The 24615-nt window shown below is 70.9% G+C and carries 20 protein-coding genes, 1 tRNA gene and 1 riboswitch; of the genes, 11 read left to right on the top strand and 10 right to left on the bottom strand.

The features are described from left to right. Positions 1 to 221 precede the first annotated feature (221 nt). The 5 genes from GA0070606_RS15695 to GA0070606_RS15675 all read left to right on the top strand — a co-directional run bounded on the left by GA0070606_RS15695 (position 222) and on the right by GA0070606_RS15675 (position 6801). Entirely contained in the window at positions 222 to 485 is a 264-nt protein-coding gene (locus GA0070606_RS15695) for a cell division protein CrgA (protein WP_091100210.1), read from the top strand. A 418-nt stretch (positions 486 to 903) separates the two neighbouring features. Continuing rightward, positions 904 to 3123 (top strand): (Fe-S)-binding protein, encoded by a 2220-nt coding sequence (locus GA0070606_RS15690; protein ID WP_091100205.1) that lies wholly within the window; start codon positions 904 to 906, stop codon positions 3121 to 3123. Positions 3124 to 3308: 185 nt separating this feature from the next. After that, the gene (locus tag GA0070606_RS15685; protein ID WP_091107780.1) at positions 3309 to 4622 is read left to right on the top strand and encodes a hemolysin family protein; all 1314 of its coding nucleotides are present in this window, start codon (positions 3309 to 3311) and stop codon (positions 4620 to 4622) included. Continuing rightward, entirely contained in the window at positions 4615 to 5658 is a 1044-nt protein-coding gene (locus GA0070606_RS15680; RefSeq protein ID WP_091100202.1) for a hemolysin family protein, read from the top strand. The genes GA0070606_RS15685 and GA0070606_RS15680 overlap by 8 nt, the downstream gene beginning before the upstream one ends. Before the next feature lie 129 nt (positions 5659 to 5787). Next, positions 5788 to 6801: a C40 family peptidase gene (locus tag GA0070606_RS15675; RefSeq protein WP_091100198.1), complete on the top strand. Its 1014-nt coding sequence runs from the start codon at positions 5788 to 5790 to the stop codon at positions 6799 to 6801. Positions 6802 to 6896: 95 nt separating this feature from the next. Here the strand turns inward: GA0070606_RS15675 and GA0070606_RS15670 are convergent, their stop codons facing one another. Continuing rightward, positions 6897 to 8918, bottom strand: a complete 2022-nt coding sequence (locus GA0070606_RS15670) for an N-acetylmuramoyl-L-alanine amidase (RefSeq protein WP_091100195.1) — start codon at positions 8916 to 8918, stop codon at positions 6897 to 6899. Positions 8919 to 9157: 239 nt separating this feature from the next. Continuing rightward, positions 9158 to 9294, top strand: a riboswitch (cyclic di-AMP (ydaO/yuaA leader). Between the two features lie 12 nt (positions 9295 to 9306). Between GA0070606_RS15670 and GA0070606_RS15665 the strand changes: the two genes are divergently transcribed. Next, positions 9307 to 10347, top strand: a complete 1041-nt coding sequence (locus GA0070606_RS15665) for a C40 family peptidase (protein ID WP_091100191.1) — start codon at positions 9307 to 9309, stop codon at positions 10345 to 10347. A gap of 59 nt (positions 10348 to 10406) precedes the next feature. On the opposite strand, the gene dcd is transcribed toward GA0070606_RS15665, so the two are convergent. Then, positions 10407 to 10985, bottom strand: coding sequence for a dCTP deaminase (gene dcd, locus GA0070606_RS15660; protein ID WP_091100187.1), 579 nt, complete (start codon positions 10983 to 10985; stop codon positions 10407 to 10409). Positions 10986 to 11063: 78 nt separating this feature from the next. Between dcd and GA0070606_RS15655 the strand changes: the two genes are divergently transcribed. Beyond that, on the top strand, positions 11064 to 11615 hold the full coding sequence (locus GA0070606_RS15655) for a pyridoxamine 5'-phosphate oxidase family protein (protein WP_091100184.1): 552 nt from the start codon (positions 11064 to 11066) through the stop codon (positions 11613 to 11615). 106 nt (positions 11616 to 11721) lie between these two features. On the opposite strand, the gene GA0070606_RS15650 is transcribed toward GA0070606_RS15655, so the two are convergent. Next, positions 11722 to 12705, bottom strand: a complete 984-nt coding sequence (locus tag GA0070606_RS15650) for a zinc metalloprotease (RefSeq protein ID WP_091100182.1) — start codon at positions 12703 to 12705, stop codon at positions 11722 to 11724. 401 nt (positions 12706 to 13106) lie between these two features. Between GA0070606_RS15650 and GA0070606_RS15645 the strand changes: the two genes are divergently transcribed. Next, positions 13107 to 13180: transfer RNA gene (locus GA0070606_RS15645), tRNA-Gly, on the top strand. A gap of 51 nt (positions 13181 to 13231) precedes the next feature. Here the strand turns inward: GA0070606_RS15645 and GA0070606_RS15640 are convergent. From GA0070606_RS15640 to GA0070606_RS15625, 5 genes are all read right to left on the bottom strand, one after another. Next, positions 13232 to 13642, bottom strand: coding sequence for a tyrosine-type recombinase/integrase (locus GA0070606_RS15640; protein WP_425413097.1), 411 nt, complete (start codon positions 13640 to 13642; stop codon positions 13232 to 13234). A 172-nt stretch (positions 13643 to 13814) separates the two neighbouring features. Then, positions 13815 to 14081 (bottom strand): hypothetical protein, encoded by a 267-nt coding sequence (locus GA0070606_RS15635; RefSeq protein ID WP_141721699.1) that lies wholly within the window; start codon positions 14079 to 14081, stop codon positions 13815 to 13817. A 94-nt stretch (positions 14082 to 14175) separates the two neighbouring features. Beyond that, entirely contained in the window at positions 14176 to 15507 is a 1332-nt protein-coding gene (locus tag GA0070606_RS15630) for a Mu transposase C-terminal domain-containing protein (RefSeq protein ID WP_245724699.1), read from the bottom strand. Positions 15508 to 15636: 129 nt separating this feature from the next. Next, positions 15637 to 16101 (bottom strand): hypothetical protein, encoded by a 465-nt coding sequence (locus GA0070606_RS33305; RefSeq protein WP_245724698.1) that lies wholly within the window; start codon positions 16099 to 16101, stop codon positions 15637 to 15639. Next, complete coding sequence (locus GA0070606_RS15625) at positions 16101 to 16877, bottom strand: TnsA-like heteromeric transposase endonuclease subunit (protein WP_245724697.1); 777 nt, start codon at positions 16875 to 16877, stop codon at positions 16101 to 16103. Before GA0070606_RS15625 ends, GA0070606_RS33305 begins: the two co-directional genes overlap by 1 nt. A gap of 95 nt (positions 16878 to 16972) precedes the next feature. On the opposite strand from GA0070606_RS15625, the gene GA0070606_RS15620 reads away from it, so the two are divergent. Further along, on the top strand, positions 16973 to 17551 hold the full coding sequence (locus GA0070606_RS15620) for a class I SAM-dependent methyltransferase (protein ID WP_091107776.1): 579 nt from the start codon (positions 16973 to 16975) through the stop codon (positions 17549 to 17551). Between the two features lie 763 nt (positions 17552 to 18314). Here GA0070606_RS15620 and GA0070606_RS15615 read toward each other — a convergent pair. Both GA0070606_RS15615 and GA0070606_RS15610 read right to left on the bottom strand, forming a co-directional pair. Continuing rightward, a complete protein-coding gene (locus GA0070606_RS15615) occupies positions 18315 to 18731 on the bottom strand; it encodes a hypothetical protein (protein ID WP_091107775.1) in 417 nt (138 codons plus the stop codon). A 136-nt stretch (positions 18732 to 18867) separates the two neighbouring features. After that, complete coding sequence (locus GA0070606_RS15610; RefSeq protein WP_091100175.1) at positions 18868 to 19587, bottom strand: SDR family oxidoreductase; 720 nt, start codon at positions 19585 to 19587, stop codon at positions 18868 to 18870. Positions 19588 to 19687: 100 nt separating this feature from the next. Here GA0070606_RS15610 and GA0070606_RS15605 point away from each other — a divergent pair, with 100 nt between their 5' ends. Together GA0070606_RS15605 and GA0070606_RS15600 are read left to right on the top strand one after the other, a co-directional pair. After that, complete coding sequence (locus GA0070606_RS15605; RefSeq protein WP_091100171.1) at positions 19688 to 20551, top strand: helix-turn-helix transcriptional regulator; 864 nt, start codon at positions 19688 to 19690, stop codon at positions 20549 to 20551. A gap of 465 nt (positions 20552 to 21016) precedes the next feature. Continuing rightward, the gene (locus GA0070606_RS15600) at positions 21017 to 24430 is read left to right on the top strand and encodes a S8 family serine peptidase (RefSeq protein ID WP_176737331.1); all 3414 of its coding nucleotides are present in this window, start codon (positions 21017 to 21019) and stop codon (positions 24428 to 24430) included. Positions 24431 to 24615 lie beyond the last annotated feature (185 nt).

Below are 24615 nucleotides of genomic sequence, written 5' to 3'. Positions count from 1 at the left end.
TCCTTCCCCGTCGTCTGGTTCAGCCCGCCGAGGCGCGGGCCGGTGCGGCGACCCGAACAGTCCCGCCTTTTTCGGTCACTCCGAGCACCGGCCTGACCCCATTCGTGGCTTGGACGGGTCTTCGGGACTACGCTAGCTGTCGAACATTATTGGCCATGGACCGTCGCCCCCGCGCCCGGTTGTCAGGCCGGACGAGGTCGTCACCCCCTCTGGAGAGCGTCGTGCCCAAGTCTCAGGTCCGCAAGAAGAAGGTGTACACCCCGCCGACGGACGTTCGTCCGACGGCGACGGCGGCGACGCGCAAGCCTAGCCCGGTGTGGCTGCCGATCTCGGCGGTCGCCCTCATCGTCTTCGGCATCGGCTGGCTGGTGGTCTACTACCTCTCCGAGCAGGAATACCCGGTCATGTCGTGGGGCTACTGGAACCTCGCGGTGGGCTTCGGCGCGATGGTCGCCTCCCTGATCCTGCTCTCCCGCTGGCGCTGAGTCCCGCCGCCCGGCGGCGTCACCGGCGCCGGGCGTCCGCGTCGCCGAACCGGCGCTCGGACCTGCCGCCCGGCGTCACCGGCGCGGGAGCGTCCGCGTCGCCGTCCCGAGCCGAGCCCGGGCGCTCCCGCGCGGTCGCCCGGCGGCATCCGGAGGATCAGGTCACTGCGCGGAGCCCCTGCCCGGCGGTTTCGGGCCGGGGCACCTAAGGTGTGCGCAGGGCGGCGCGGCCGGAGTGCGGGATAACTCACGTTACCGCTGGGTAACCTTGCGCGTAGGCTGCACTGCATGACCGAGCGGAGCGAGGTCATCGACCGGTCCGGTCGAGGGTGCGGTGGAGGCGGCTCGCCGACCGCCCCCTGACCCCGGCCCCGGTCGCCGAGCCGCTCGACAGGCAGCAGACCGGGAGGCCAACTCGATGGGCAGCGTCCAGATCGTCACCACGATCCTCGCGTTCGCCATCACCGCCGTGGCGGTGTGGCTTGCGGTACGCGCGGTCATGAAGATGGTGGCCGTCATCCGGCTGGGTCAGCCCGACCCGACCCGGTTCGGCGACAAGGGCACCCGCACGAAGACCATGCTGGCGGAGACCGCAGGCCACACCCGGATGCTCCGCTGGAGCGTGGTGGGCGCGGCGCACTGGTTCGTGATGGTCGGCTTCATCGTGCTGTCGCTGCTGGTGCTGGAGGCGTACTTCGAGGTCGTCTCACCGACCGGCGGGCTGCCGCTGATCGGCGGCTGGGCGGTCTACGGCGGCGTGACCGAGCTGATCGGCATCCTGGGCATCGTCGGCATCGTGGTGCTGATGGCGATCCGCCTGCGGAACCGGCCGACCCGGCCGGGTGGCCGTTCCCGGTTCACCGGCTCCACCATGTGGCAGGGCTACTTCGTCGAGTGGATCGTGCTGCTGGTCCTGATCTTCGGCTTCCTGATCCGGGGCTTCAAGGTCGCCACCGACCACTTCGAGTACCCGGTCTGGGCCACCCCGCTCAGCCACGCGGTGGGCGCGGCGCTGCCGAACTGGGAGGCGGGCGTCAGCGTCGCCGCCGTCATCAAGATCATCATTTCGATGACCTGGCTCATCGTCATCTCGCTGAACGTCACCATGGGCGTCGCCTGGCACCGCTTCCTGGCGTTCCCGAACATCTTCTTCAAGCGTGACCCGGGCCGCGCGGGCTCCGGCCTCGGCGCGCTGCGCCCGATGACGAGCCAGGGCAAGCCGCTCGACTTCGAGGAGGCCGACCCGGAGTCCGACCAGTTCGGCGTCGCCCAGGTCGAGCAGTTCAGCTGGAAGGGCCTGCTGGACTTCAGCACCTGTACCGAGTGCGGTCGCTGCCAGTCGCAGTGCCCGGCCTGGAACACGGGCAAGCCGCTGTCGCCGAAGCTGCTGGTGCTGAGCCTGCGCGACCACGCGTACGCCAAGGCGCCGTACCTGCTGGCCGGCGGCGGCAAGGACCTGACCGGCGAGGAGAAGGCCACCGCCGCCCAGCTCGCCCACGTCGACGTGCTGGCCCTGGCCGAGGGCGACAAGCCGCTGATCGGCACCGCCGAGGAAGGCGGCGTCATCGACCCGGACGTGCTCTGGTCCTGCACCACCTGTGGCGCGTGCGTCGAGCAGTGCCCGGTCGACATCGAGCACGTCGACCACATCGTCGACATGCGCCGCTACCAGGTGCTGATCGAGTCGAGCTTCCCCTCCGAGGCCGGCGTGATGCTGCGCAACCTGGAGAACAAGGGCAACCCGTGGGGCGCCCCGCAGAACACCCGCGAGGACTGGACCAAGGGCCTGGACTTCGAGGTGCCGCGGGTCGGCGAGGTCGACGACTTCGAGTACCTCTTCTGGGTCGGCTGCGCCGGCGCGTTCGAGGACCGGGCCAAGAAGACCACCCGGGCGGTCGCCACGCTGCTCAACGAGGCGGGCGTGAAGTTCGCCATCCTCGGCGAGGGCGAGACCTGCTCCGGCGACCCGGCCCGCCGGATCGGCAACGAGTTCGTCTTCCAGATGCTCGCCCAGCAGAACGTCGAGACCCTCAACGAGGCGTTCGAGGGCCGGGAGAAGAGCAAGCGGAAGATCGTCGCCACCTGCCCGCACTGCTTCAACACCCTCGGCAACGAGTACGGCCAGCTCGGCGGCGAGTTCGAGGTGGTCCACCACACCCAGCTCCTGGCCCACCTGGTCGCCACCGGCAAGCTCACCCCCGTGCAGCCGGTCGACGGCGGCGTCACCTACCACGACCCCTGCTACCTGGGCCGGCACAACCGGGTCTTCGCCCCGCCGCGCGAGGTGCTCGGCAGCGCCATCGCCGGCGGGGACGGCGCGGGCGGCGACGGCGGCCTCATCGAGATGCCGCGCAACAGCGAGCGCTCCTTCTGCTGCGGCGCCGGCGGTGCCCGGATGTGGATGGAGGAGAAGATCGGCAAGCGGATCAACGTGGACCGGGTCGAGGAGGCCATGTCCACGGGGGCGAGGACGGTCGCCGTCGGCTGCCCGTTCTGCTCGACGATGCTCAACGACGGCGTGAACGGCAAGGGCGCCGGCGAGCAGGTCGAGGTCGTCGACGTGGCCAGCGTGCTGCTCCGCTCGGTGAAGCCCGAGCAGGCGTCGGGCGCCGAGGAGACGGCGCCGGTCGCGGGCTGACGCGTACCGCCTGAGCGACGGCGGCGGCACCCGACGGTGCCGCCGCCGTCGTCGTTTCCGGGCACCGGCGGTGGCCGGAACCCCGGCGGGGCGCCCCGGATTCTCGGTCGTGCCCCGGCCGCCGCGGCGTGCGAGAATCGCGCCGAGGTGAGGCGAGCATCGACGGGCTGCTGCTGACCACGCTGCTGCCCCTGGTCGGCTTCGTGCTGCTGACCAGCGGCAACGCGTTCTTCGTCGCGGCCGAATTCGCCCTGGTCACGGTGGACCGGCCGGAGATCGAGCGGCGTGCCGCCGCGGGCGACGGCCGGGCCGCGACCGTACGCCGGGCGCTGCGCGAGCTGTCGTTCCAGCTCTCCGGGGCACAGCTCGGCATCACCCTCACCGCCCTGCTCACCGGCTATCTGGCCGAGCCCGCCCTGGCCCGGCTGTTCACCCCGCTGCTGCGCCCGGTCGCCGGGGACACCGCCGGCCGGTTCACCCCGTTCCTCGCCCTGGCCCTGGCCACCCTGATCTCCATGCTCTTCGGCGAGCTGGTGCCGAAGAACCTGGCGCTTGCCCGGCCGATGCCCACCGCGCTCGCCGCCGCCGGCCCCATGCGCGGCTTCTCCCGCGCCTTCGGCTGGCTGATCCGGGGGCTGAACGACTCGGCGAACCGCCTGGTCCGGCTGCTGGGCGTCGAGCCGCAGGAGGAACTGGCCAGCGCCCGCTCGCCGGAGGAGCTGGGGCTGTTGGCCGCCATCTCGGCCCGGGCCGGCGCCCTGCCACCGGACACCGCCATGCTGCTGCGCCGGACCATCCGCTTCGGGGACAAGCGGGCCGCCGAGGCGATGACCCCGCGGGTGGACGTCGTCGCGCTGCGGGCCACGGCCACCGTCGCCGAGCTGCTGGCGCTGTCCCGGCGGACGGGGCGGACCCGGTTCCCGGTGTACGAGGAGACCCTCGACGTGGTGACCGGCGTCGCCGGGGTGCCCGACGCGCTGGGCGTGCCGCCGGCCCGCCGGGAACACACCACCGTGGGGTCGGTGGCCCGCGAGCCGGTGTACGTGCCGGAGAGCCTGGATCTCGACGGGGTGCTGGCGGCGCTGCGGGCCGCCGGTGCGGACCTCGCCATCGTCGTCGACGAGTACGGCGGCACGGACGGGGTGGTCACGACCGAGGACCTGGTGGAGGAGCTGGTCGGTGAGATCGCGGACGAGTTCGACCCGGCGGCCGTGGACGACGCCGGTCCGGTCGAGCTGACGGTGCCGGGCGGGGAGCCCACCGTCCTCGTCGACGGGGTGCTGCGCTCCGACGAGCTGGCCGAGCAGACGGGGTTCCGGCTGCCGGAGGGGCCGTACGAGACGCTGGCCGGCTTCCTGATGGCCCGGCTCGGGCACATCCCGGTGGCCGGCGAGACGGTCGGGGAGTCCGGCTACGAGTTCACCGTCGTCGAGGTGGAGCGGCACCGGATCGAGCAGGTCCGGGTGGTCCGCCCCGAGGAGCCGGGCGACGATGCCTGAGTTGCTGCTCACGGTGGCGCTGCTGCTCGGCAACGCGTTCTTCGTGGGTAGCGAGTTCGCGCTGATCGCGTCCCGGCGCACCGTGGTGGAGCCGCTGGCGGCCACCTCGAAGCGGGCCCGCTGGGCGCTGTCGGCGATGAACCAGATCCCACTGATGATCGCCGGGGCGCAGCTCGGCATCACCGTCTGCTCGCTGGGGCTGGGCGCGATCGCCGAGCCGGCCCTGGCGCACCTGCTGGAACCGGCGTTCCACGCCGTCGGCCTGCCCGACCGGGTGGTCCACCCGGTGGCGTTCCTGCTCGCCCTCGGCGTGGTGGTCTTCCTGCACACGGTCGTCGGCGAGATGGTGCCGAAGAACATCACCCTGGCCGGGCCGGAGCCGTCGGCGCTCTGGCTGGGGCCGGCGATGCTGGCGTTCTGCCTGGCCGCCAAGCCGCTGCTGCTGGCGATGAAGTGGGCGGCCCGCCGGGTGCTGGGGCTGTGGCGGATCGAGGCCACCGAGGCGGTGAAGACGGTGTTCACCGCCGAGGAGCTGGCCGGGCTGGTGTCGCAGGCGCGTACGGAGGGGTTGCTCGACGCCGAGGAGCACGCCCGGATCACGGGCGCGCTCGCCCTGCACACGCGTACGGCCGCCGACGCCCTGCAACCCTGGTCGACGGTGACCACCGTCGCCGAGGACGTCTCGCCCGCCTCGCTGGAGGTGCTGGCGACCCGGACGGGCCGGTCGCGCATTCCGGTGGTGCAGCGGTCCACCCGCCGGGTGCTCGGCTTCGTGCACGTCAAGGACGTGCTCGGGTACGCCGGGGTGAGCCGGCGCGCCCCCGTGCCGGCGGAGGTCCACCGGCCGCTGGCGGTGGTGCCGCCGGACCGTACGCTCGCCGACCTGCTGCTGTCGATGCGTCGCGAGCGGCGGCACATGGTGCTGGTCAGCGACGGTCGTCGGCCGCTCGGCGTGGTGACGTTGGACGACGTATTGACCGCGATCGTCGGCGGCCGGGCCGACACCCTTGGTACGCAAGCGATCGCGCAGCCGTGATGTGGACGATGGTCGCCTTGATTCCGCTCCGTGCCTTCCCTAAGGTTGGGCACCGGCCGCTGTGGGTCGTCTGTCTCGCCCCTCTTCCTCCGCGCGAGGCGCCCGGCGGCCGGGTTGCAAAAGGAGTCGGTGCCGGTGGCAACCATGCCCCCTCATCGTCACGCACCGGGACGGTCTGCTCGTCCGGGTGGCCTGCGCCGGGCCGCCCACCGTCTGCTCACCCTGGTCGCCGCGGCTGTCGTCGGCGCCGGCGCGCTCGCCGCGCCCGCGTACGCCGAGCCCTCGGTCGACGAGATCGAGGCGGCGATCGACAAGAAGTGGGAGCAGTTGGAGCCCACCATCGAGCAGTACAACAAGGTGCGGGCGCAGCTGAAGGTCAACCGCAAGAAGTCGGCGGACCTGCAGAAGAAGATCCAGCCGTTGGCGCTGGAGACCGAGCTGGCGATGGACCGGGTCGGTGACCTCGCCTCCCGCTACTACATCTCGGGCCCGTCGCAGGAGATCGGCGCGCTGCTGGTGAGCGCCAAGCCGGACACGCTCACCGAGCAGCTGACCCTCCTGGACCGGCTGGCCGCGAACGAGCGCAGGCAGCTCGAGGGCGTCACCAAGGTCCGCGAGAAGTACGACGCCGAGAAGCAGAAGCTCGACGCGCTGATCGTCGCGCAGACCAAGCAGCAGAACGACCTGGCGGCGAAGAAGAAGCAGATCGACGCCGACATCAAGAAGCTAGAGGCGTCGCTGCCGGTGACGACCGTCAAGACGGAGAAGTGCCCGACCATCAACGGTGTGGTCAGCGACGCGGCCCGGACCGCGATCCGGACGGCGTGCGCCCAGGTCGGCGACCCGTACGTGTGGGGCGCGACCGGCCCGAACTCGTTCGACTGCTCCGGTCTGACCCAGTTCGCCTACAAGGCGGCGGGCATCCACCTGACGCACTTCACGGGCGCCCAGTGGAACGAGGGCAAGGCCATCCCACGCTCCGAGGCGCGCCCGGGTGACCTGGTCTTCTTCTTCAGCGACCTGCACCACGTCGGCCTCTACCTCGGCAACGACAAGATGGTGCACGCGCCCCGGGCCGGCAAGCCGGTCAACGTCTCCAGCATCAACACCATGCCGGTGGCCGGGTTCCGCAGGCCCGGCTGATCCGTCGCACCGCCCGCGCGAGAGGGCCCCCGGTCGAGTCGACCGGGGGCCCTCGTCGTGCTCTGGCCGGCGTGCGCCGGAACCGCCGCGGTGGGTCAGCGGGGCGCGCCCACCGGGGACGGCAGCAGGTTCACGTCGTCCAGGTTGACGTACATGACCCGGTGTCCGAACTGGATCTGCACGTACCTGTTGTCGCCGCGGATCACCGTCCAGTCACCAGGTGCGGAGCCGTCGAAGGTGACGGCCCGGTAGTACTCGCCGGGCAGCACGGTGCCGACGGCGTACCGCTGGCCGGCGGAGAGGGTGTACTGCAGCGGCGAGATCGGCTGGTAGGGCACGCCGGCCGGGTAGGCCGCCTGCTCCGGGTACGCCCGGCCGTACACCGGGATGGTGGCCTTGCCGGCCTTCGGGGTCACCACGAAACCGACGGACCACTTCGCGGTCGGCTTCGAGGCGGGGTTGTGGAACCACGCCTTCTGGCCGAGGTACCAGATCGCGGTCCAGTCCCCCTGCACCCCGGCCAGGGCGTACGTCTGGCCGGCCGAGGCCCGGGCCCCGTGGTCGGAGACGTACATGGTGTTCGGGGTGCCGTCGGGCCGCAACGCGATGTCGTTGACCAGCGGCGCGTCGTGGCTCGGCGCGCTGTGCAGGACCACCGCGGAGGAGCCGCGCAGCGGGCACGGCGCCGTGGGCGGGGGCGGGTTCGGCACGCCCGGCGGCTGCCGGTTGCAGCCGGTGAACTGCGGTTGGTTGGTGGCGAAGTCCGGGTCGATGGTGACCAGCCCGGTGCGCGGCGTGCCGGTCGACTTGAACGGCGCCCGGAGCAGGTCGAAGTAGTGCGACCAGTCCCAGTACGGGCCCGGGTCCCAGTGCATGCCGCGCACGGTGGAGGCGACGGTGCCGGGGACGTTGTCGTGCCCGATGATGTGCTGCCGGTCCAGCGGGATGTCGTACTGCGCCGCCAGGTGGCGGACCAGTTTGGCCGAGGTGCGGTACATCGCCTCGGTGTACCAGGTGCCGTGCCCGGCGAAGCCCTCGTGCTCGAGGCCGATGGACTTGGCGTTGACGTACCAGTTGCCGGCGTGCCAGCCGACGTCCTTGGTCTTGATGTGCTGGGCGATGTGGCCGTCCACCGAGCGCAGGGTGTAGTGCCAGCCCACCCGCCGCGGGTCCTTGACCAGGTTGACGCTCGGCCCGAAGTAGCCCTCGGTGTCGTGGATGACGATGTACTCGATCTTCTGCCGGTTGGGCCGGTCGGAGAGGTCGTGGTTGCCGTAGTCCCCCGCGCCGGGGCCGTACTTCTGGTAGGGCGCCGGGATCCACTCGCAGGAGATGGTGTCGGGGCACTCCAGCCCGTCGGGCCGGGCGAGCTTGCGCAGGTTGAGCCGGTCCAGCCAGGAGCGCTGCGGCTGCACCACGCGGGCGGGCAGGCTGACCTGCTGCCCGTCGTCGGTGAGCCGGCTGTCGCCGGTGTTGATGGTGCCGTAGACCTCGTCGGCGAAGGCCGCCGCCGCGTCGGCGTTGTCCGCGCCGGAGTAGCGGGCCACCGCGCCGTACCAGGCCGCCGGGTCGGTGTCGGCGCCGACCGGGGCGCCGATCTCCTTCTGGTACGCGGCCAGCAGCGCCGCCCCGCCCCGGATGTTCGCCGTGACGTCCGTACGCAGCGCCTCCTCGCTCGCGCCGGTCAGCTCGGCGGCGGCGTCGAGGGTCCGCAGCGCGGCCTCGGCGGGAGGCGGATCGGCCGGCGGCTCGTGCGCCTCGGCCAGGGACGGGCGGGAGTCGTCGCCGCGCGGGTCCTCGGTGCCCTCGTCGTGGTGGGTGCCCCCGGACTGGGCGGCGACGTGCTCCGCGTCGGTGAGGTGCATCGGTCCGTAGCCGCCGCTGGTGCTCGGCGTGCCGGCGTTGGTGTCCCAGCGGGACTGCAGGTAGGAGACTCCGAGCAGGACGCTCTCCGGCACGCCGTACTCGGCCGCGGCGGCGGCGTACTGCTGCTGCCGGTCGGTCGTCGGCGCGGCGGCGGCGGATCCGGCGGCGGTGAGCGGCGTCGCCGCCAGGGCGGCCGCGACGGCGGCGGCCAGCAGGACGCGTCTGCTCCTCGATGTCGCTGTCAGGTGCATCAGACCCCCAGGTCGGACGGGCGAATGTGGGGCCACCTTCGCCCCGCCCGGCGCCTCTGGTCAATACCTTTCCATCTGTCACTTCAGAAAGAAGAAAATCTTCGTCGCCGGGGTTGCGCGCTCCCTCGGCCCATGTGAATACGGTGTGTCACGGCGCGACGGGTTGCGAATCGATAACGGCCGTCTCTACTCTGGTCATTCGTCGGGCCGGTGACAGTCCGCCCATCCGGGGTGGTGACGGTCCGACACCGCCGAGTCGCTCCCGAGCGAGCCGGGGACCCAGGTACCCCGGGGTGAATCCGCAGCCTCTGCGGTAGGGCGTCCCCTTCCCGCCCGAACCCGTCAGCTAACCCGGTAGGCGGTACGGGAAGAAGGAGTACGGAGCCCGGTGGCACACCATGCCCCGCGGCCACCGTCGGCACGGTCGGTCCTCGCCGGCCCGACGACGGCTGCGCCGCGCCCACGCTGGTACCGCTGCACCACCGCCCTCGCCGCCCTGGCCGCGTTCGCCGTCGTCCTGACCGGCGGCGCCACGGCGGCCCACGCCGAACCGACGGTCGCCGAGATCGAGCGCCAGATCGACGAGGACTGGAACAAGCTCGAACCGATCATCGAACGGCACAACGCCACCCGTCAGGACCTGGCCGCCAAGCGCCGGCAGGCCGACGCGCTCGCCAGGCAGATCGCGCCGCTCCAGGAGCAGGTCGACCAGGCGATGGAGAAGGTCAACGCGCTGGCCGTCCGCGCCTACAAGGGTGAGAACGTCTCCGCCGTCAACGCCCTGCTGGGCAGCCGCTCGCCGGACCAGATGGTCGGCCAGCTCGAACTGCTCGACCGGTTCGCCCAGCACCAGCAGCAGGACGTGCGGCAGGTCGCCGAGTTGCGCGACCGGCTGGCCGCGAAGAAGGGGCCGCTGGACGAGATGGTCGCCCAGCTCGGCCGGACCGAGGCCCAGCTCGCCGCGAAGAAGAAGCAGATCAACGCCGAGATCGACCGGTTGCAGAAGCTGCGGCTACGGATCTACGGCAGCGGCGGGGGCGGCCCGCTGCGCCCCGCCCCCTGCCCGGCCAGCTATCCGGGCGGCGGGGCCGGCACGGCGGTGAAGTTCGCCTGCGCCCAGATCGGCAAGCCCTACGTCTGGGGCGCCGAGGGGCCGAACTCGTACGACTGCTCAGGTCTGATGCTCGCCGCCTGGGCGAAGGCCGGGATCTCGCTGCCGCACAACGCCGCGCAGCAGCGCCGGGTCACCGCGACCGTCAGCCGGGGCGAGCTGCGCCCGGGTGACCTGGTCTTCTACTACAGCGACCTGCACCACGTCGGCATGTACGTCGGCGGGGGCTGGGTGGTGCACGCCTCCCGGGCCGGGGTGCCGGTGAAGATGAAGAAGGTCGACGACGGCCCGATCCACAGCTACGGCCGCCCCGCCTGACGTACGCGCGGAGGGCTCCCGTCCGGCGGGGGCCCTCCGCCCGTGCCCGAGGGGTGGGGTCAGCGGGTCGGCCAGGTGCGCCAGTGCTGCCAGGAGCGGCTGGGCGTCGGGCCGCGCTGCCCCTGGTAGCGCGAGCCGTAGACCGCCGAGCCGTACGGGTGCTCGGCCGGCGACGAGAGCCGGAAGATGCAGAGCTGGCCGATCTTCATGCCGGGCCAGAGGGTGATGGGCAGGTTGGCCACGTTGGACAGTTCGAGCGTCACGTGGCCGGAGAAGCCGGGGTCGATGAAGCCCGCGGTGGAGTGGGTCAGCAGGCCGAGCCGGCCCAGGCTCGACTTGCCCTCCAGCCGCCCGGCGAGCTGGTCGCCGAGGGAGATGACCTCCAGCGTCGAGGCGAGCACGAACTCGCCCGGGTGCAGCACGAACGGCTCGCCCTCGGGCACCTCGACCATCGACGTCAGGTCGTCCTGCTGGATCGCCGGGTCGATGTGGGTGTAGAGATGGTTGTTGAAGACCCGGAAGAGCTTGTCGAGGCGTACGTCGATGCTGGACGGCTGCACCAGGGTCGGCTCGAAGGGCTCCAGCGCGAGCGTGCCCGCCTTGATCTCGGAGACCAGGTCGCGGTCGGAGAGCAGCATCGGAACACCATAGCGAGCGATGTGCGTGACCTGCGTGTCGGACTACCTGTTCGTACACGTGTTCGATAGAATGTCGGCATGGCTTCCTGGTCCGAATTCGCCGCCGACGAGCCCCGCCTCGCCGACGGGATCCGCTCCCTCATGCAGCAGTACGGGCCGGGCTTCGGCTATCTGGCCACCGTCCGCGCCGACGGCGGCCCCCGGGTCCACCCGGTCTCCCCGGTGATCACCGACGAGGGTCTCTTCTGCTTCGTGGTCGACTCGCCGAAGCGGCGCGACCTGGAGCGCGACGGCCGTTACGCCCTGCACTCGTTCCCGCCGGAGGAGAGCGACGACGAGGCCTACGTGGCCGGCCACGCCCGGCCGGTGACCGACCCGGCCCGGGTGGCCCGGCTGGCCCGCACCCACCGCGCCACGCCGCTTGTCGACTGGCGGCTGTTCGAGTTCACCGTCGACGTGGCGATGCTCGCCCGTCGCGAGCCGGGCGTCGCCGGTGGGGCGGGCGAGGGGCACGGGCGGCCCGCCGTCCAGGTCTGGCTCGACCCCGCCGCGGCCCCCTCCGGCGCCGCCGCGGCACCCGCGACGCGGCCGGCAGGCGGCGGTCACGCCGCCCACCGCCCGGCTGCCTGAGACGCGGTGTGGCGCGCCGGGCCGTCCCCGTCCGCCGCGCCACACCGCCCCGCACACGACGGTGCCGGCCCCGTCCGACGGGGCCGGCACCGGCCGTACGGTGGAACTACGCCGCGCGGTACGCGTTCCAGGCGGTCAGCATGCGGCTGGCCTGCCCGGCGGTGAACTGGTACATGCACGAGTCGTACGTGTAGTCCATGAAGTTGGTGATCGGGTCGACGCCCGGGGCGGTGCAGGTGTCCCGCCCGGTCGGGCACTGGTAGGCCGGGGAGGCCTCGGCGGCGGTGTCGCTGACGCTGTCGCCCGAGCCGGAGCAGCCGCCCTGGAAGGTGTGGTAGAGGTTCAGCCAGTGGCCGACCTCGTGGGTGCCGGTGTCGCCCTGGTTGTAGTTGGTGGCCGTGCCGCCCGGCAGCGACTCGCTCAGCACGACGACGCCGTCCATGCTGTTGAGCTTGCGGGTCGGGAAGGTGGCCCAGCCGAGCAGGCTGTCGCTCAGCTCGCCCAGGTAGATGTTGAGCATGTTCTTGCCGCCCTCGCGCAGGGAGGTCTTCATCGACCGCTCCGCGGAGGAGCCCTGCACGATCGGATACCAGGCCGGGTTCGTCACCCGGTTGATCTTCGTGAGCTGGAAGCTGAACGCGGTGGCCGCCCCGCCGGTCGCCCCGCTGAAGGACTGGTTCAGCACGTTGATCTGCGACGTGACCATCGAGTCCGGGATGTTGCCGCCGGCCCGGGTGCCGTCCTCCTGGATCACGTGTACGACCACGGGGATGGTCACGGTCGCCGTCGTGGAGGCGCCGGCGCCCGCGCGGAACCGCGCCCGCTCGCGCAGGGCGGCGGCCAGGTCGGCCTCACGCTCGCGGGTCTCCGCGAGGGTCAGCTCGTTCGGCTCGTGCCTGGCGCCGCCGCCGGGCTTGATCCGGGCGTCCGAGTGGACGTCGGCCGGCTCGACGCAGACCTCGCTCGGGGCGGCGGAGAAGGCCGACGCGGCCGGGACGACGCCCACCGCGGCGGTGCTGAGCAGCAGCGCGAGGGTCGTCGACGCGACGCCGGCCGTACGCCGGGTCAGCAGGTTGGGACGGAGTCCCATGGGCCCACCTCTTTCTGGCGGCGCGACAGGGGGTGTGTCACGCCGTGGCTGAGAACGTTGGGCAGACGCTACAACCGATTGACGGATTTGAGAACGTCCATGAGCTGCGGCGACGGAACTTTCTGCTGGCAGGGGGTCAATAATGATCGACATCGGGTGATGGGCGGATGGCCCTCGGTGCCGGTAGCGCTCCCGTGGCCTCTGCGGCGCCGGTCTTCGGGTGTGCCGGCCGCCACCTCGCCGCCACCTCGCCGCCGCCTCGGCGGCGCCTCACCGCCGCCCACCCCCGCCTCGGCGGCGCGAGCCGAGGGTCCGGGGTGCCCGCCGGGAGGAGGGCACGCGCCGCCGGAGGGGGTACCTGGGTGCACCGGCGTGACGACTCAGGTACAGTGGTGCCGCCTGCGGGTGTAGTTCAATGGCAGAACATCAGCTTCCCAAGCTGACAGTGCGGGTTCGATTCCCGTCACCCGCTCCAACGTGAGGCCCCAGCTCAGGACCGGTTTCCTGGCTGGGGCCTCGATCGTTGCTACCGCTTCCTGCGCTGGCCGTGCCCGCTACGTGCCCGATCACGGCCCTTCTTGATCTGCTCGCTGAGGCCGTCAGCGACGTGCTCGTCACGCTCCTTGGCGGTGTGCTGGTAGATCATTGCGGCCCGAGTCGAGGCGTGACCCATCCGGGCCATCAGGTCGGCCAGGCTGGCACCGGTCCGAGAGGCCAAGGTGTTGCCTGTGTGCCGTAGGTCGTGGAAGTGGAAGCCAGGCAGGCCGGCCGCCGCCACCGACTCGCGCCACTTACAGGCGCTCTGGAAGTTGGAGCGGCGCAGGACGGCACCCTTCGCGCCGGTGAAGACGAGCGCGCCCTGGTCCTCGTCGACAAAGTCGTCCAGGTTTGCGCGAATGTCGCGGCGGATCGCATCGGGAACGGTGACGGTACGGATGCCGGCATCGGTCTTGGGTGGTCCGAATGTGAGGCTGCCGTCTGAGCAACAGGATCGTTGACCGGGGTGTGGTGGGCCGTGTCCCGTCCGGCGGAAAGTGGCACTGGTGTCGGGTGCCTGAGCTGCGGTTGTGCCAGGTCCGCGCGGACAAGATCAGGTTAGTCGTCCGGATCTACTTGGCACTGTCGGCGATGAGTGCGTCCAGCAGCTGCGACAGGCTGAGGCGTGGGTGGTGTTCGGGCTCGGGTTGGTAGTCGAGCGGCAGGTCGTGGTTGGTGGGCCGGTCGGCGTAGTTCGGTAGCGCCCAGCTCGGAACATGGCGGTGCTTGTTGAACTCCTTGTTGGCTTTCTTGGCGAGGGTCTCGTCGGAGGTGGCGTGGTTGACCGGGACGCCGTCGAAGGTGACCCGGCGGGTCTGCGGGAACGTGCGGTTGGGCACGACGATATCCGGCAGGCCGGCCATCGCCCGCAGCCAACGGTCTGTTTCGTACCCGGTCCACCCCTGGGTGACGGGCCAGTCATGGGGGACGGGCTCAGGTCCGATCTGCCGGCTGATCTTGGCGGTGATGGTGAGCCGGTGCTCCGCGGAGGTCAGCGCCCGGCGGGCAACGGCCCGCCAGGTAGGCGAGCAGAACAGCCGCGCAAGGTTGACGATCTCGGGGTAGAACGCGGCGAGGAACGGCCATCCGGCGGGCGTGGCGCCAGGTGAAGTCGGCGAACGGCGCGCTGACCATCGGCAGGTGCGTCCAGGCCGCGGTGATCCAGCCGGCCGGGGTGCGGACATAGACGTGGGACAGGTCGTAGGGGTCGTAGTGCACTTCCCAGCGCCCGCCCTGCTCAGCGACGGTGGAGCGTTCGCCGTGGGGCAGGGCGTCGTCGTCGTAGGTGCGGTGGTCGATGGTGATGCCGTACTCGTTGACGTGGCGCCAGTGCACCGGCAGCAGCTCCAGGTAGTCGGTCCCCGACAGCGTCAGGGGCAGGTAGCCAGACACGGCGACCATCGCGGCGTAGGCGTCGTTCGGGCTGAACGCCCGGCGCGGCGCGTGCGGGTCGCGGAGCCCGTCATGGGGCCGGTGCTGCCACCCGGCGACGATCCACTCGTCGAGCAGGTCTTGCAGCTCGGGCAGGCTCCAGAGCGGCTCGTCGGTGATCCGGTCGCCGCGGCGGGTGACGTTGCCGCCGGTGTAGCCGGCGACGTGCTGGCAGAACAGGCTGGCGATAGAGGAGAACTGCCGCTCGACCAGCGGCTTGTCGGTCGGGGTGCCCTTGCGGGCCGGCTGGCTAGAGATGCCCAGCCGGTCGCAAGCGCGGGTGAACACCTCGGAGACGAACACCCGGCCGTGGTCGATGACGATCGTCTCCGGGACGATCACCGGCTTGGCCGCGGCGGTCTCCAGCCGGGCGTCGATGTCGAGCAGCCGCGTGTGCGGCAGCCGGGAGGCGGACATGCGCAGCGCGGCCGACCAGCCGGGCCGCATCGGCTCAGGGACCAGCGTGCGGGCCAGCAGCAACGCGGCGTCGACGGCCTTGGTGCCGGCCGGGCGCAGCACCGCCGCAGCGATGGTGCGGGTGGCCACGTCGACGACCATCGTCAGCTCGGGGCGGCCGGGGACGCCGGAGTCCAGCAGCACCATCACGTCCAGCGGCGTGGAGTCGATCTGCACCAGCTCACCGGGCCGGGTGGCGAACGTCGGGGTGAACGGCGCAACCGGCCGGTTGGCCAGGGACCGGCGCGTGGTCGCCGCGCCGAACGAGTGCCGCCCGCCGGCCAGCACGCCGACCAGCTCGTAGAACGCGCTGCGACCCGGAATCGGCACCACCCCGGGCCCGTGCTCGGCGTCCAGCGCGGTGCGCACCCGTCGCATCAGGCGCCCGCGGGTGCCCGTCGAGGCGTGCGTCTGCGCGTCCAGTTCGGCGCGGATCGCCGTGACCAGCCGCTCGTCGGCCCGGCCGACCGGGTCGCTGCCGCGGGTGTATCGCTGGTCGACCAGCCCTCACAGGCCCTGCTCGGCGTAGCGCAGCCGCATCCGCGTCACCGTCCGCGCCGAGGTCGGCTGCCCGGCGGCGCTCAGCTCGACGGCCTTGGCCGCGTCGCGGTCCTTCAGCGTGCTCGCCGCTGGGTCGTAACCCGGCCGCGGCCCGGCGCCCTCCGGCGCTTCCGGTGCCCGGCCGGTGACCACCTCGACGAGGTGCCGCTCCCAGCGCCGGGCCCGCTCGAGCACCTCGTGCGGCAGGGTCTCCAGCAGCCCCAGCGGTTCCACCGCCGGCACCGCCTGCTGCTCGTCGAGCAGCTCGAAGTCCGCGGCGGCGAGCAGGAACGCCAGCAGCACCACCTGCGCAACCCCACCCCGCGAGCGCAGCCGCACCGACGTGCCGGCCAGCGCCACCACCTGGTGCTCGTCGCCGTCGAAACGCACCCACTCCCCGACACGCAGCACCGGCAACTTGCCCGCGCCCATCAGCAGGCCCCGGCCGTGGTCACGATGGTCGCCTCGTGCAGCCGTACCCCGAGGTCACAGGCCAGCTCACCGCACCACAGCAGGTGGAACAACACCGGCAGGACCGCGATCGGCTCACCCGCCGCGCCAGCACCGTCCATCAACGGCGCGGGCTCGGCGAACACCTCCCGCAACGCCGCGCCCACCGCCGGCAGCCGGTACCGCGGATGCCGGTAACCGGCCAGCCAGCGCACATTGCGCACCATCACCAGCTCCGGCGCGCCGACCAGCCGATACTCCCATCCGACCAGCTCACACGCCCGGCCAGTCACGGCGAACGCCGCGGCGTCACGCGGTTTGATCCGGTCGACTGGTCGGCAGTCCACCACCAGGCCCCGCCCGTCGGCCAGCCGGGCGAAGTAGTCCGGCGCGTGCGAACGGCGCCGGCCGGAAGCCTCGTCGTTCCAGAACAGCCAGAACGGCTGCGACGCGATCCCGGCCACCGCCGGGGCGAAGTCGAGCAGCATCAGGTGATCGCGCTCCAGCCACGACTCGTACCCGACGTGAGCGCCGGTCGTCGACGACCACCACAAGCCCGGGAAGTTGCGCTGCCGCTTGTACGACGGGAAGCCGCGTACCGGCTTGACCAGCTCGAACGGCACCCCCGCCGAGTCGATCAAGGAGGTGCGGACCTCCGATCCCTCGGCGCCGACGTAGCCGACCTCGAACTCAGCCGTCAGCGGCCCACCCAGGCCCGGCACCGCGCGCAGCACCCGGCACCGTACCGGACGTGCCACCTCAACCCGGACGCGTACTGGGTTCGGGGTGGAACGCGGGCAGACTTTAGAGTGGCGCCGTGAGCAACCAGCCGGTCCGCGACGCCTACTCGCACATGTCCGAGCAGTACATCGCCCTGTTCGATGGTGACTGGCAGGCCCACGTGGATGACAGGGCCCTTGTCCGAGACCACCTCGTCGGCTTGGACGGCGCCGTGCTCGATCTCGGTTGCGGCCCCGGGCATTGGAGCGCCTACCTGCATTCGCTCGGCGCCAACGTGACCGGCGTCGACTTGGTACCTGAGTTCATCGGCTACGCCCGGACCCACTTTCCCGGGCCGGCGTTCCAGCTCGGATCAATGACGGACCTGGACCTTCCCGACCACTCGGTGGCCGGCATCCTCTCCTGGTACTCGACCATCCACCTACCGCCATCGGAGCTGGATGCGGTACTCGCCGAGTTCCGCCGGATGCTGCCTCCTTCCGGGAACCTGGTGATCGGCTTCTTCGACAGCGACGACGATGTGGCCGCGTTCGACCACAAGGTCCACACGGCATACCGCTGGCCCGTAGACACATTCTCTGCCCGCCTGGCAAAGGCTGGTTTCACCGAACTTCAGCGCTTGCAGCAGCAGTCCCCGGACCGCCCGGACCGCAAGTACGCGGCCATTGCCGCAACAGTCGCCGCGCCGTAGTGCCCGATCGGCACACAGCTGACTGCCGGTCGAGACCAAGTACACGCACACTCATCGGGAAGCCTGTCAACTCGCCGAGAACCCGCTAACCTCGCTGAGACCGGACAGCACCGTACCGGACGTGCCACCTCAACCCGGACAGTGCCAACCTCGTGCCAAGTCATACCGGACGGTGCCAACTCAACGCGGACGGGACAGGCCGGCAGCAGGCCGGGCCGCGCGGCCAGAAGCCCGCGCGGCGTAGGGGAGCGCACGCCGGCCACGTCGGCGAGATGACGACGGTCGCGGGGTTGCGGTTTAGAGCGCCTCCGGCGGGGGCGCAACGGCTCCAGGATGGACGAAGATCGTCGGCAGCCGCCGGGTCCGTGGGTGGTTGCGGTAGGCCATCCCGCCTGCCATCGACCCGGGCAAGCCGAGCAGACCACCGCCCGACCCGCCAGCGTCCGAACCTATGTCAAGGTCCGCCTGACGTGGCGGGCCGGGCGGCGGCCCGCTCCCCAGGAGGGCGGGTCGGCGGCAGCATCGGGATGGCACGGCGTTGCAGTGACCCGGCAAGCTGTTTCGTCTGCAAGCGTCTCGGCGAGCAAGGGTGCTTCGCATCGCTTCGCGACGGCCCTGCGGGCCGCCCTTGGCCCCGGAGCCTCTGCGACCCCCTCGCGCCGGCTATTGCCGGCAGGCCGGGGCCTGCCCGGGTACACGCGCCGCAACCCCACCACGGCCTCATCGCAGTAGACCTGCGGGCTCTGGTCAAAGGTTCCGATTGTCAGCCCTTGTCGCGCTGCGTCGGTTGAACCCATCGTCGCAGCGCGTCGATCGTGGTTTCCGGTGACGTGTTGAAGCAGAACCTGATACCCGGCTGCATCTCATTGAGCACATTTACGAGCCGTTCGAACAGCAGGGTGTGCTCGGGTGCCATCCGCACACCTGCCCCGATCATCGCGACTCGAAGCGACCCTGTGGCGGCACACTCGCGCACCTTCGCCTCGGCCTCGTCCGGCTCAGCAGGCACCTGGCACGACATGAAATTGAATCCGGCCACGCGCAGCGCAGCCTCGCCCGCCTCGATTCGTGCGGCCAGAGTCGCCTCGTCCAGTCCGGGGTACCGGCTGTAGTCGATGGTGCTCGGATGCAACCCGATCGACAGGATATCGCTCCCCTTGCTCGAATCACGGTCTCCCATAGTGCTCACCATTTCTTGTCTCGATCCCACACCACACGATCAGGCACAGGATCAGTGGCGGGGACACGCCGGTGCCGATCCCGCGCCCATTGATCCGGACGTCAGCGGCCCGCAGCACCGGAGCGGACGGCCACGGTCACCACGAAACGGGGCCGGTGCGGTCGAAGAACCCACCGGTCGGTCCGTCGGGGCCGATATCGGCCAGTCGTACGATTGCATCGGTCCCCTCGGTCACAGTTTGGAAACCCGAATTGTTGTTCATGTCGGTGGCGGTGTAGCCGGGATCGACCGCATTTACCTTGATATCACTCAGTGCGCTGGCGTATTGAGTGGTGATCATATTAAGTGCCGATTTCGACGCCGGATAAGCGAGAGTGGGGGGAACTAATCCGCTCAGGTTCGGGTCGGTGATTGTGGCGACCGATCCCATTCCGCTGGACACCATCACGATCCGGGGTTGCTCGGCGGCGCGTAGCAGTGGCAGGAACGCATGTGTCACCCGGACCGGGCCGAACACGTTCACCTCGAACACCTCCCGCAGATCGAACGCCGTGGTATCGGCCGGAGCGCTGTTCGTGCCACCGATACCGGCGTTGTTTACCAATACGTCCAGCCGCCCGGCACGCGCCTTCACCGTTCCGGCAGCAGCGGCGACGGATTCATCCGAGGTCACATCGAGCGGTACGAACTCCACGTTCAACCCGTCCTCGACCAGTTCGGCCGCCGCCGCCATGCCGCGCGTCGTGTCCCGCGCGGCGAGGAACACCTGCCAGCCCAGCCCCGCGAGCCTACGTACGGTTTCGCGTCCCAGCCCTTTGTTTGCCCCGGTAACCAGAGCAATCGTCGTTGATGCCATGCCGATAGCGTCCCCGCCGCGTCTGCCGCCCGCCAGGGCTGCCCAGCCATGGGACTCGCGGTACCACCCCCAGGCATCAGTGCTGCGGCAGGATGGATGCGTGGACAGAGCCGAACTGGCGGCGGTGCTGCGTACCGCACGCGCACGGGTGAGACCGGTTGACGTCGGCCTTCCGGCCGGGCCGCGCAGACAGGTACCGGGGCTGCGCCGCGAAGAGGTCGCCCAGCTGGCGGGCCTCAGCGTCGACTACGTGGTCCGGCTCGAGCAGGGACGCGGCCCCAGACCCTCCAGCCAGGTACTCGGCGCGCTGACCAGGGCATTGCGACTCAGCGACAGCGACCGCGACCTCGTATTCCGGCTGGCCGGATCCGAGCCGCCGCAGGCCGGACGCGTCCCGATGCTGATACGTCCGAGCGTGCTGCGGCTCCTGGATCGGATGTCTGACCTGCCCGCCCTGGTGTTGTCGGCCAAGTCCGACATCCTCGCCTGGAATCCCCTTGCTGCCGCGCTCTTCGGCGATTTCTCCGAACGGCTACCCGCGCAACGCAATCTCATTCGGCAGCGCTTTCTGAGCACCGACCCGGACCGAATAACGCTGACACCGGAGGAGGAGGCGGCAACGGCCGCCCACTGCGTCGGGTGCCTGCGAACCGCCCAGGCCCGCTACCCCGGCGATCCCGACCTCAACCGCCTCATCGCCGATCTGCGCTCCGGCAGCAACCGGTTCGACGACCTGTGGCGAGCCGGGCGTTCGGGACAGTTGCGCGCCACCACAACAACCATCCAGCACCCCGAACTCGGGCCGCTCATCCTCGACTGCGACACCCTCCTGGTACCGGAAGCCGATCAAACTCTCATTGTCTACTCGGCCGCACCCGGCACACCCGAAAGCTCGGCGCTCGACCTGCTCCGCGTCACCGGCACCGAACGATTCACCCCACTGTCTGCGTGGCAGGCAGGATGACGATCGAGTAGCGGCTCTGGCAGCTCGTGCCCGATGCGTGCCCGATGCAGAGGTCAACACCGGCTCACGCTGGGCACGTCGACGGCCTCAACCCGAACGTTACGCATTTCTCGACCAGCCGGCGCGACTACCCACCGTGTGAATCAATCCGATTCCCAAGCTGACACTGCGGGTTCGATTCCCGTCACCCGCTCCATGCGAAAGGCCCTGGTCAGGACGCAAGTCCCAGCCAGGGCCTTCGGCTTGCCCGGGCCACGAGCGCCCGGCGGGGCCATTCACGGGCCACTGTCGCGACCACGCGGCGTACTTCCTGCTGAAGATCATTTCAGCGTCGGCGCCATCGGTGCTCCAGGCCAGCGATCATGTCGCGTGCCGTTGGCGTGCCACCAGTCCCGGAAGCCCCGGTCCCCTCCGGGCCCGCTGATCGCTCGGACAGACCGGCGGCGCGAGGTGGGTAACGTTTTCATGATCGACGACACAGTGGAGGTGATGGATTCCAAACCCAGAGGTGGGAGACGCATGCGATTCAGGACAAGGCTGAGCGGCGGCCTCGCGGTGGTCGCTCTCGGGCTTCCGTTGAGTCTGGTGGCTCAACCGGCGGCGGCCACGTCGTCGCCGGTTGCGCGGATGAGCCCGGCCGGCGACGTGCGTGTGGTGACGCTCGTGACCGGCGACAAGGTCACGGTCGCGGGCGGACGCGTGACGGTCGAGCCCGGGCGCGGGCGGGACAAGATGCGGTTCGTCACGCAGTCGGCCGGAGGACGCCAGAGAGTGATCCCGGCGGACGCGCTGCCGTTGGTGTCGTCGGGCCGGTTGGATCCTCGACTGTTCGAGGTGACGACGCTGGTGGAGTTCGGGTACGACGACCGCCGCAAGGATCTTCCGCTCATCGTCGGTCACGGGGGCGCATCCGCGGCGTCGGCGCGCGGTGCCGTGAAAGCCGCGGACGCACGGGTGGCGCGGGAACTGCCCGGGGCGCGCGGTTTCGCGGTGCGGTCGGCCCGCAACGGCGACCTGTGGGCCGAAATCACCCAGGCGCGGGCCGGCAAGCGGGCCCTCGTTCCGGGCGTCTCGAAGGTGTGGCTCGACGGTGTGCGCAAGCCACTGCTGGCTGAGAGCGTTCCGCAGGTGGGCGCGCCGGCGGCGTGGCAGGCCGGCTACGACGGTTCGGGCGTCACCGTGGCGGTGTTGGACACCGGCGTGGACGTGGCTCATCCCGACCTCTCGGGTCGGGTCGCCGCCAGCGCGAACTTTACGGACGGGTTCGAGGACGACCGGGACCACGCCGGACACGGCACCCACGTGGCGTCGACGATCGCCGGCACCGGTGCGGCCTCCGGGGGGCGGTACCGCGGCGTGGCCCCGGGAGCGCGGCTGCTCAACGGCAAGGTCTGTGTGGAGTTCGGCTGCTCGGAGTCGTGGATCCTGGCGGGTATGCAGTGGGCTGCCGAGCAGGGCGCCGATGTGGTCAACATGAGTCTCGGCGGGAGTGACGCGCCTGGCCTCGACCCGGTCGAGGAGGCCGTCGAGAGGCTCACGGCTCAGTACGGCACCCTGTTCGTCGCGGCGGCGGGCAACGACGGCGCCGACGCGTCGGTCAACAGCCCGGCCAGCGCGGACGCCGCTCTGGCGGTGGGCGCCGTGAACAAGGCCGACGGCCTCGCCGAGTTCTCCAACCGCGGGCCTCGGGCCGGGGACGCCGCCGTCAAGCCCGACATCACCGCTCCGGGGGTGGACATCACCGCTGCTCGCAGCGGCGGCGGAGCGACCCAGCCCTACGTGGCGATGAGCGGCACCTCGATGTCGACGCCGCACGTGGCGGGGGCGGCGGCGATCCTCGCACAACGTCACCCGGCCTGGCCGCCCGCCCGACTGAAGGCTGCGCTGATGGGCTCGGCGAGGCCGAACCCGGCGCTGTCGGTGTTCGCCCAGGGCGCGGGTCGCCTCGACATCGGGCGGGCACTCGACACCACGGTGACCGTCGACCCGCCAAGCGTCAACTTCGGCCGGCAGGCCTGGCCCCATCACGACGCCACCCCCGTCACCGAGACGATCAGCCTCCACAACCACGGATCGGCGGCCGTCACCCTGTCGCTGAAGGTGAAGGCCGTCGCGCCGGACGGCAATCCGGCGCCAGCGGGAATGTTCTCGGCGTCGGCGACGAGTGTCACCGTGGCGGCCGGCGGCAGCGCGAACGTCACCGTCACCGCCGACGTTCGTGCCAACAACCTCGACGGGCGCTACGGCGGGCAGCTCGTCGCCGAGCAGGGCGACACCGTGATCACGGTCCCGATCGGGCTGGAGCGCGAGCCGGAAAGCTACGACCTCACACTCGTGCACACGAACCGGAACGGGCAGGCCGCCGACAGCTACTCGACCACGATCTGGCGAACGGACACGTCCGACGAAGCGTCGGTCTACGGCGCCGACGGGTCCGTGACCCTGCGGCTGCCCAAGGCGTCATACGTCATCACCAGCACCGTCGACGACGTGTCGGGTGGCGATCCCGCCGCGTCAACGACGACCCTGCTGGCTCATCCGCGACTGGAGCTGTCGGGAGACCGGACGGTCATGGTGGATGCGCGGCGCGGCGGGCCGGTGTCGCTGACCGTGCCGCGAGCTGATGCCGTCGGCCAGTTCATGGCGGTCGCCGCCGAATTCAGAACCGGGGTCGGGATCGTCGGCAGCGGCGTATTCGGCGCTCAGGTCGGCGGTGTCTTCGCCGGGCAGTTGGGCCCGGACCAGGTCGTCGACGGGTTCGAAACCAGCATCCAGGCCATGTGGGCCACGCCCGGGCCCGACGGCTCGAGCTTCAACAGTCCCCACGTCTATCGCGGGGCCTGGTACGTCCCGGGCCGCATGGCCAACGGACTCGAACGACGAGTCACCGAACGCGACCTCGCGACGGTCCGTTCCAGCTATGCCCGGCAGAGCGCGGTGACGCGGGGGAACAAGACGGTGTTCCCGGTCTCCGCTACGCGGCCGGGCGCCGGCGGCTTAGCGTTCAACATCCCGTTCGACCTGCCCTTCACCAACACCGAGTACTACACCGGCGAGGGCGTGCGATGGATCGGAGACCACCACGAGCAGGCGCACGACGCCGAAGGCTTTCCGGTCGTCACCGGAAGAAGTCAGTCGCTCCCGCTGCACTACGAGCCGGGTCGGACGTATGTCGAGGAATGGAACCGGGGCGTGTTCGGTCCCGCGTTCGGTCAGCCCCGGCACGGCGTTCCGGACGAGTTTGTCACCCGGCTGGGTGACACCGTCACGGTGGCCCCCGCCCTCTACAGCGACGGCGACGGCCGAAGCGGCTGGGACGACACGGCGGACATCCGGATCGCCCTGTTCCGCGACGGCGTGAGGATCGGCGAGGCCGACGCGCCTCGGGGCAAGACGGTATTCCAGGTGCCGGAGGCGGAGGCCGCGTACCGGCTGGAGGTCCGGAGCCAGCGTGGCGCGGACAACCTGTCCACGAGGATCGACGCGGCATGGACGTTCCGGTCCGGTCGCGTGGCCGGCGACGTACCCGTACGGCTGCCGCTCCTCTCGGCCACGTTCAATCCCCGGCTCGACGAGCACAACCGCGCGCCGTCCGGCGCAGTCGCGGTCCCCGTCGTCGTCGGGGCACAACCGGGCTCCGACGCGGGCAACGTCGAACGCGTCACCGTCGCCGTCTCATTCGACGACGGCCGTACGTGGCGCACCGTGCCGGTGTTGTCGACGGGCGGAAAGCGCACTGCCATGATCGTCAATCCGGGAGGGGCCGGCTTCGCCTCGCTACGCGTCAAACTGAGCGACGGCAGGGGCAATGCCGCAGAGCACACCATCATCCGCGGTTACCGGTTCGGAAGCGGAGAGGCCGCCGCACGGCGACACTGACGGACCCGCTTCCGACACCTGCCGCCCGTGGGCGGAGACGCTGCGGGGCGTACGACTGTTCGCGGCGGCGACCACGCGTCCACTCTCCGGTGGACGCGTGGTCGTGCCGCGTGCGGTCAACTCTCCCTGGGCGGCGTCGGCCGGGGCGCCGGGCGCGACGGCCGGGAAGTACGCGGGTCGCTCGT

Source organism: Micromonospora citrea (assembly GCF_900090315.1).
GTDB lineage: Bacteria > Actinomycetota > Actinomycetes > Mycobacteriales > Micromonosporaceae > Micromonospora > Micromonospora citrea.
This window is presented reverse-complemented; position numbering and strand designations above follow the sequence as displayed.

Excerpts from the sequence above, each read along its gene's own strand:
- GA0070606_RS15690 (WP_091100205.1), top strand. The coding sequence starts at position 904 with ATGGGCAGCGTCCAGATCGTCACCACGATCCTCGCGTTCGCCATCACC.
- GA0070606_RS15680 (WP_091100202.1), top strand. The coding sequence starts at position 4,615 with ATGCCTGAGTTGCTGCTCACGGTGGCGCTGCTGCTCGGCAACGCGTTC.
- GA0070606_RS15670 (WP_091100195.1), bottom strand. The coding sequence starts at position 8,918 with ATGCACCTGACAGCGACATCGAGGAGCAGACGCGTCCTGCTGGCCGCC.
- dcd (WP_091100187.1), bottom strand. The coding sequence starts at position 10,985 with ATGCTGCTCTCCGACCGCGACCTGGTCTCCGAGATCAAGGCGGGCACG.
- GA0070606_RS15655 (WP_091100184.1), top strand. The coding sequence starts at position 11,064 with ATGGCTTCCTGGTCCGAATTCGCCGCCGACGAGCCCCGCCTCGCCGAC.
- GA0070606_RS15650 (WP_091100182.1), bottom strand. The coding sequence starts at position 12,705 with ATGGGACTCCGTCCCAACCTGCTGACCCGGCGTACGGCCGGCGTCGCG.
- GA0070606_RS15630 (WP_245724699.1), bottom strand. The coding sequence starts at position 15,507 with ATGCGACGGGTGCGCACCGCGCTGGACGCCGAGCACGGGCCCGGGGTG.
- GA0070606_RS33305 (WP_245724698.1), bottom strand. The coding sequence starts at position 16,101 with ATGGGCGCGGGCAAGTTGCCGGTGCTGCGTGTCGGGGAGTGGGTGCGT.
- GA0070606_RS15620 (WP_091107776.1), top strand. The coding sequence starts at position 16,973 with ATGTCCGAGCAGTACATCGCCCTGTTCGATGGTGACTGGCAGGCCCAC.
- GA0070606_RS15615 (WP_091107775.1), bottom strand. The coding sequence starts at position 18,731 with ATGGGAGACCGTGATTCGAGCAAGGGGAGCGATATCCTGTCGATCGGG.
- GA0070606_RS15610 (WP_091100175.1), bottom strand. The coding sequence starts at position 19,587 with ATGGCATCAACGACGATTGCTCTGGTTACCGGGGCAAACAAAGGGCTG.
- GA0070606_RS15600 (WP_176737331.1), top strand. The coding sequence starts at position 21,017 with ATGATCGACGACACAGTGGAGGTGATGGATTCCAAACCCAGAGGTGGG.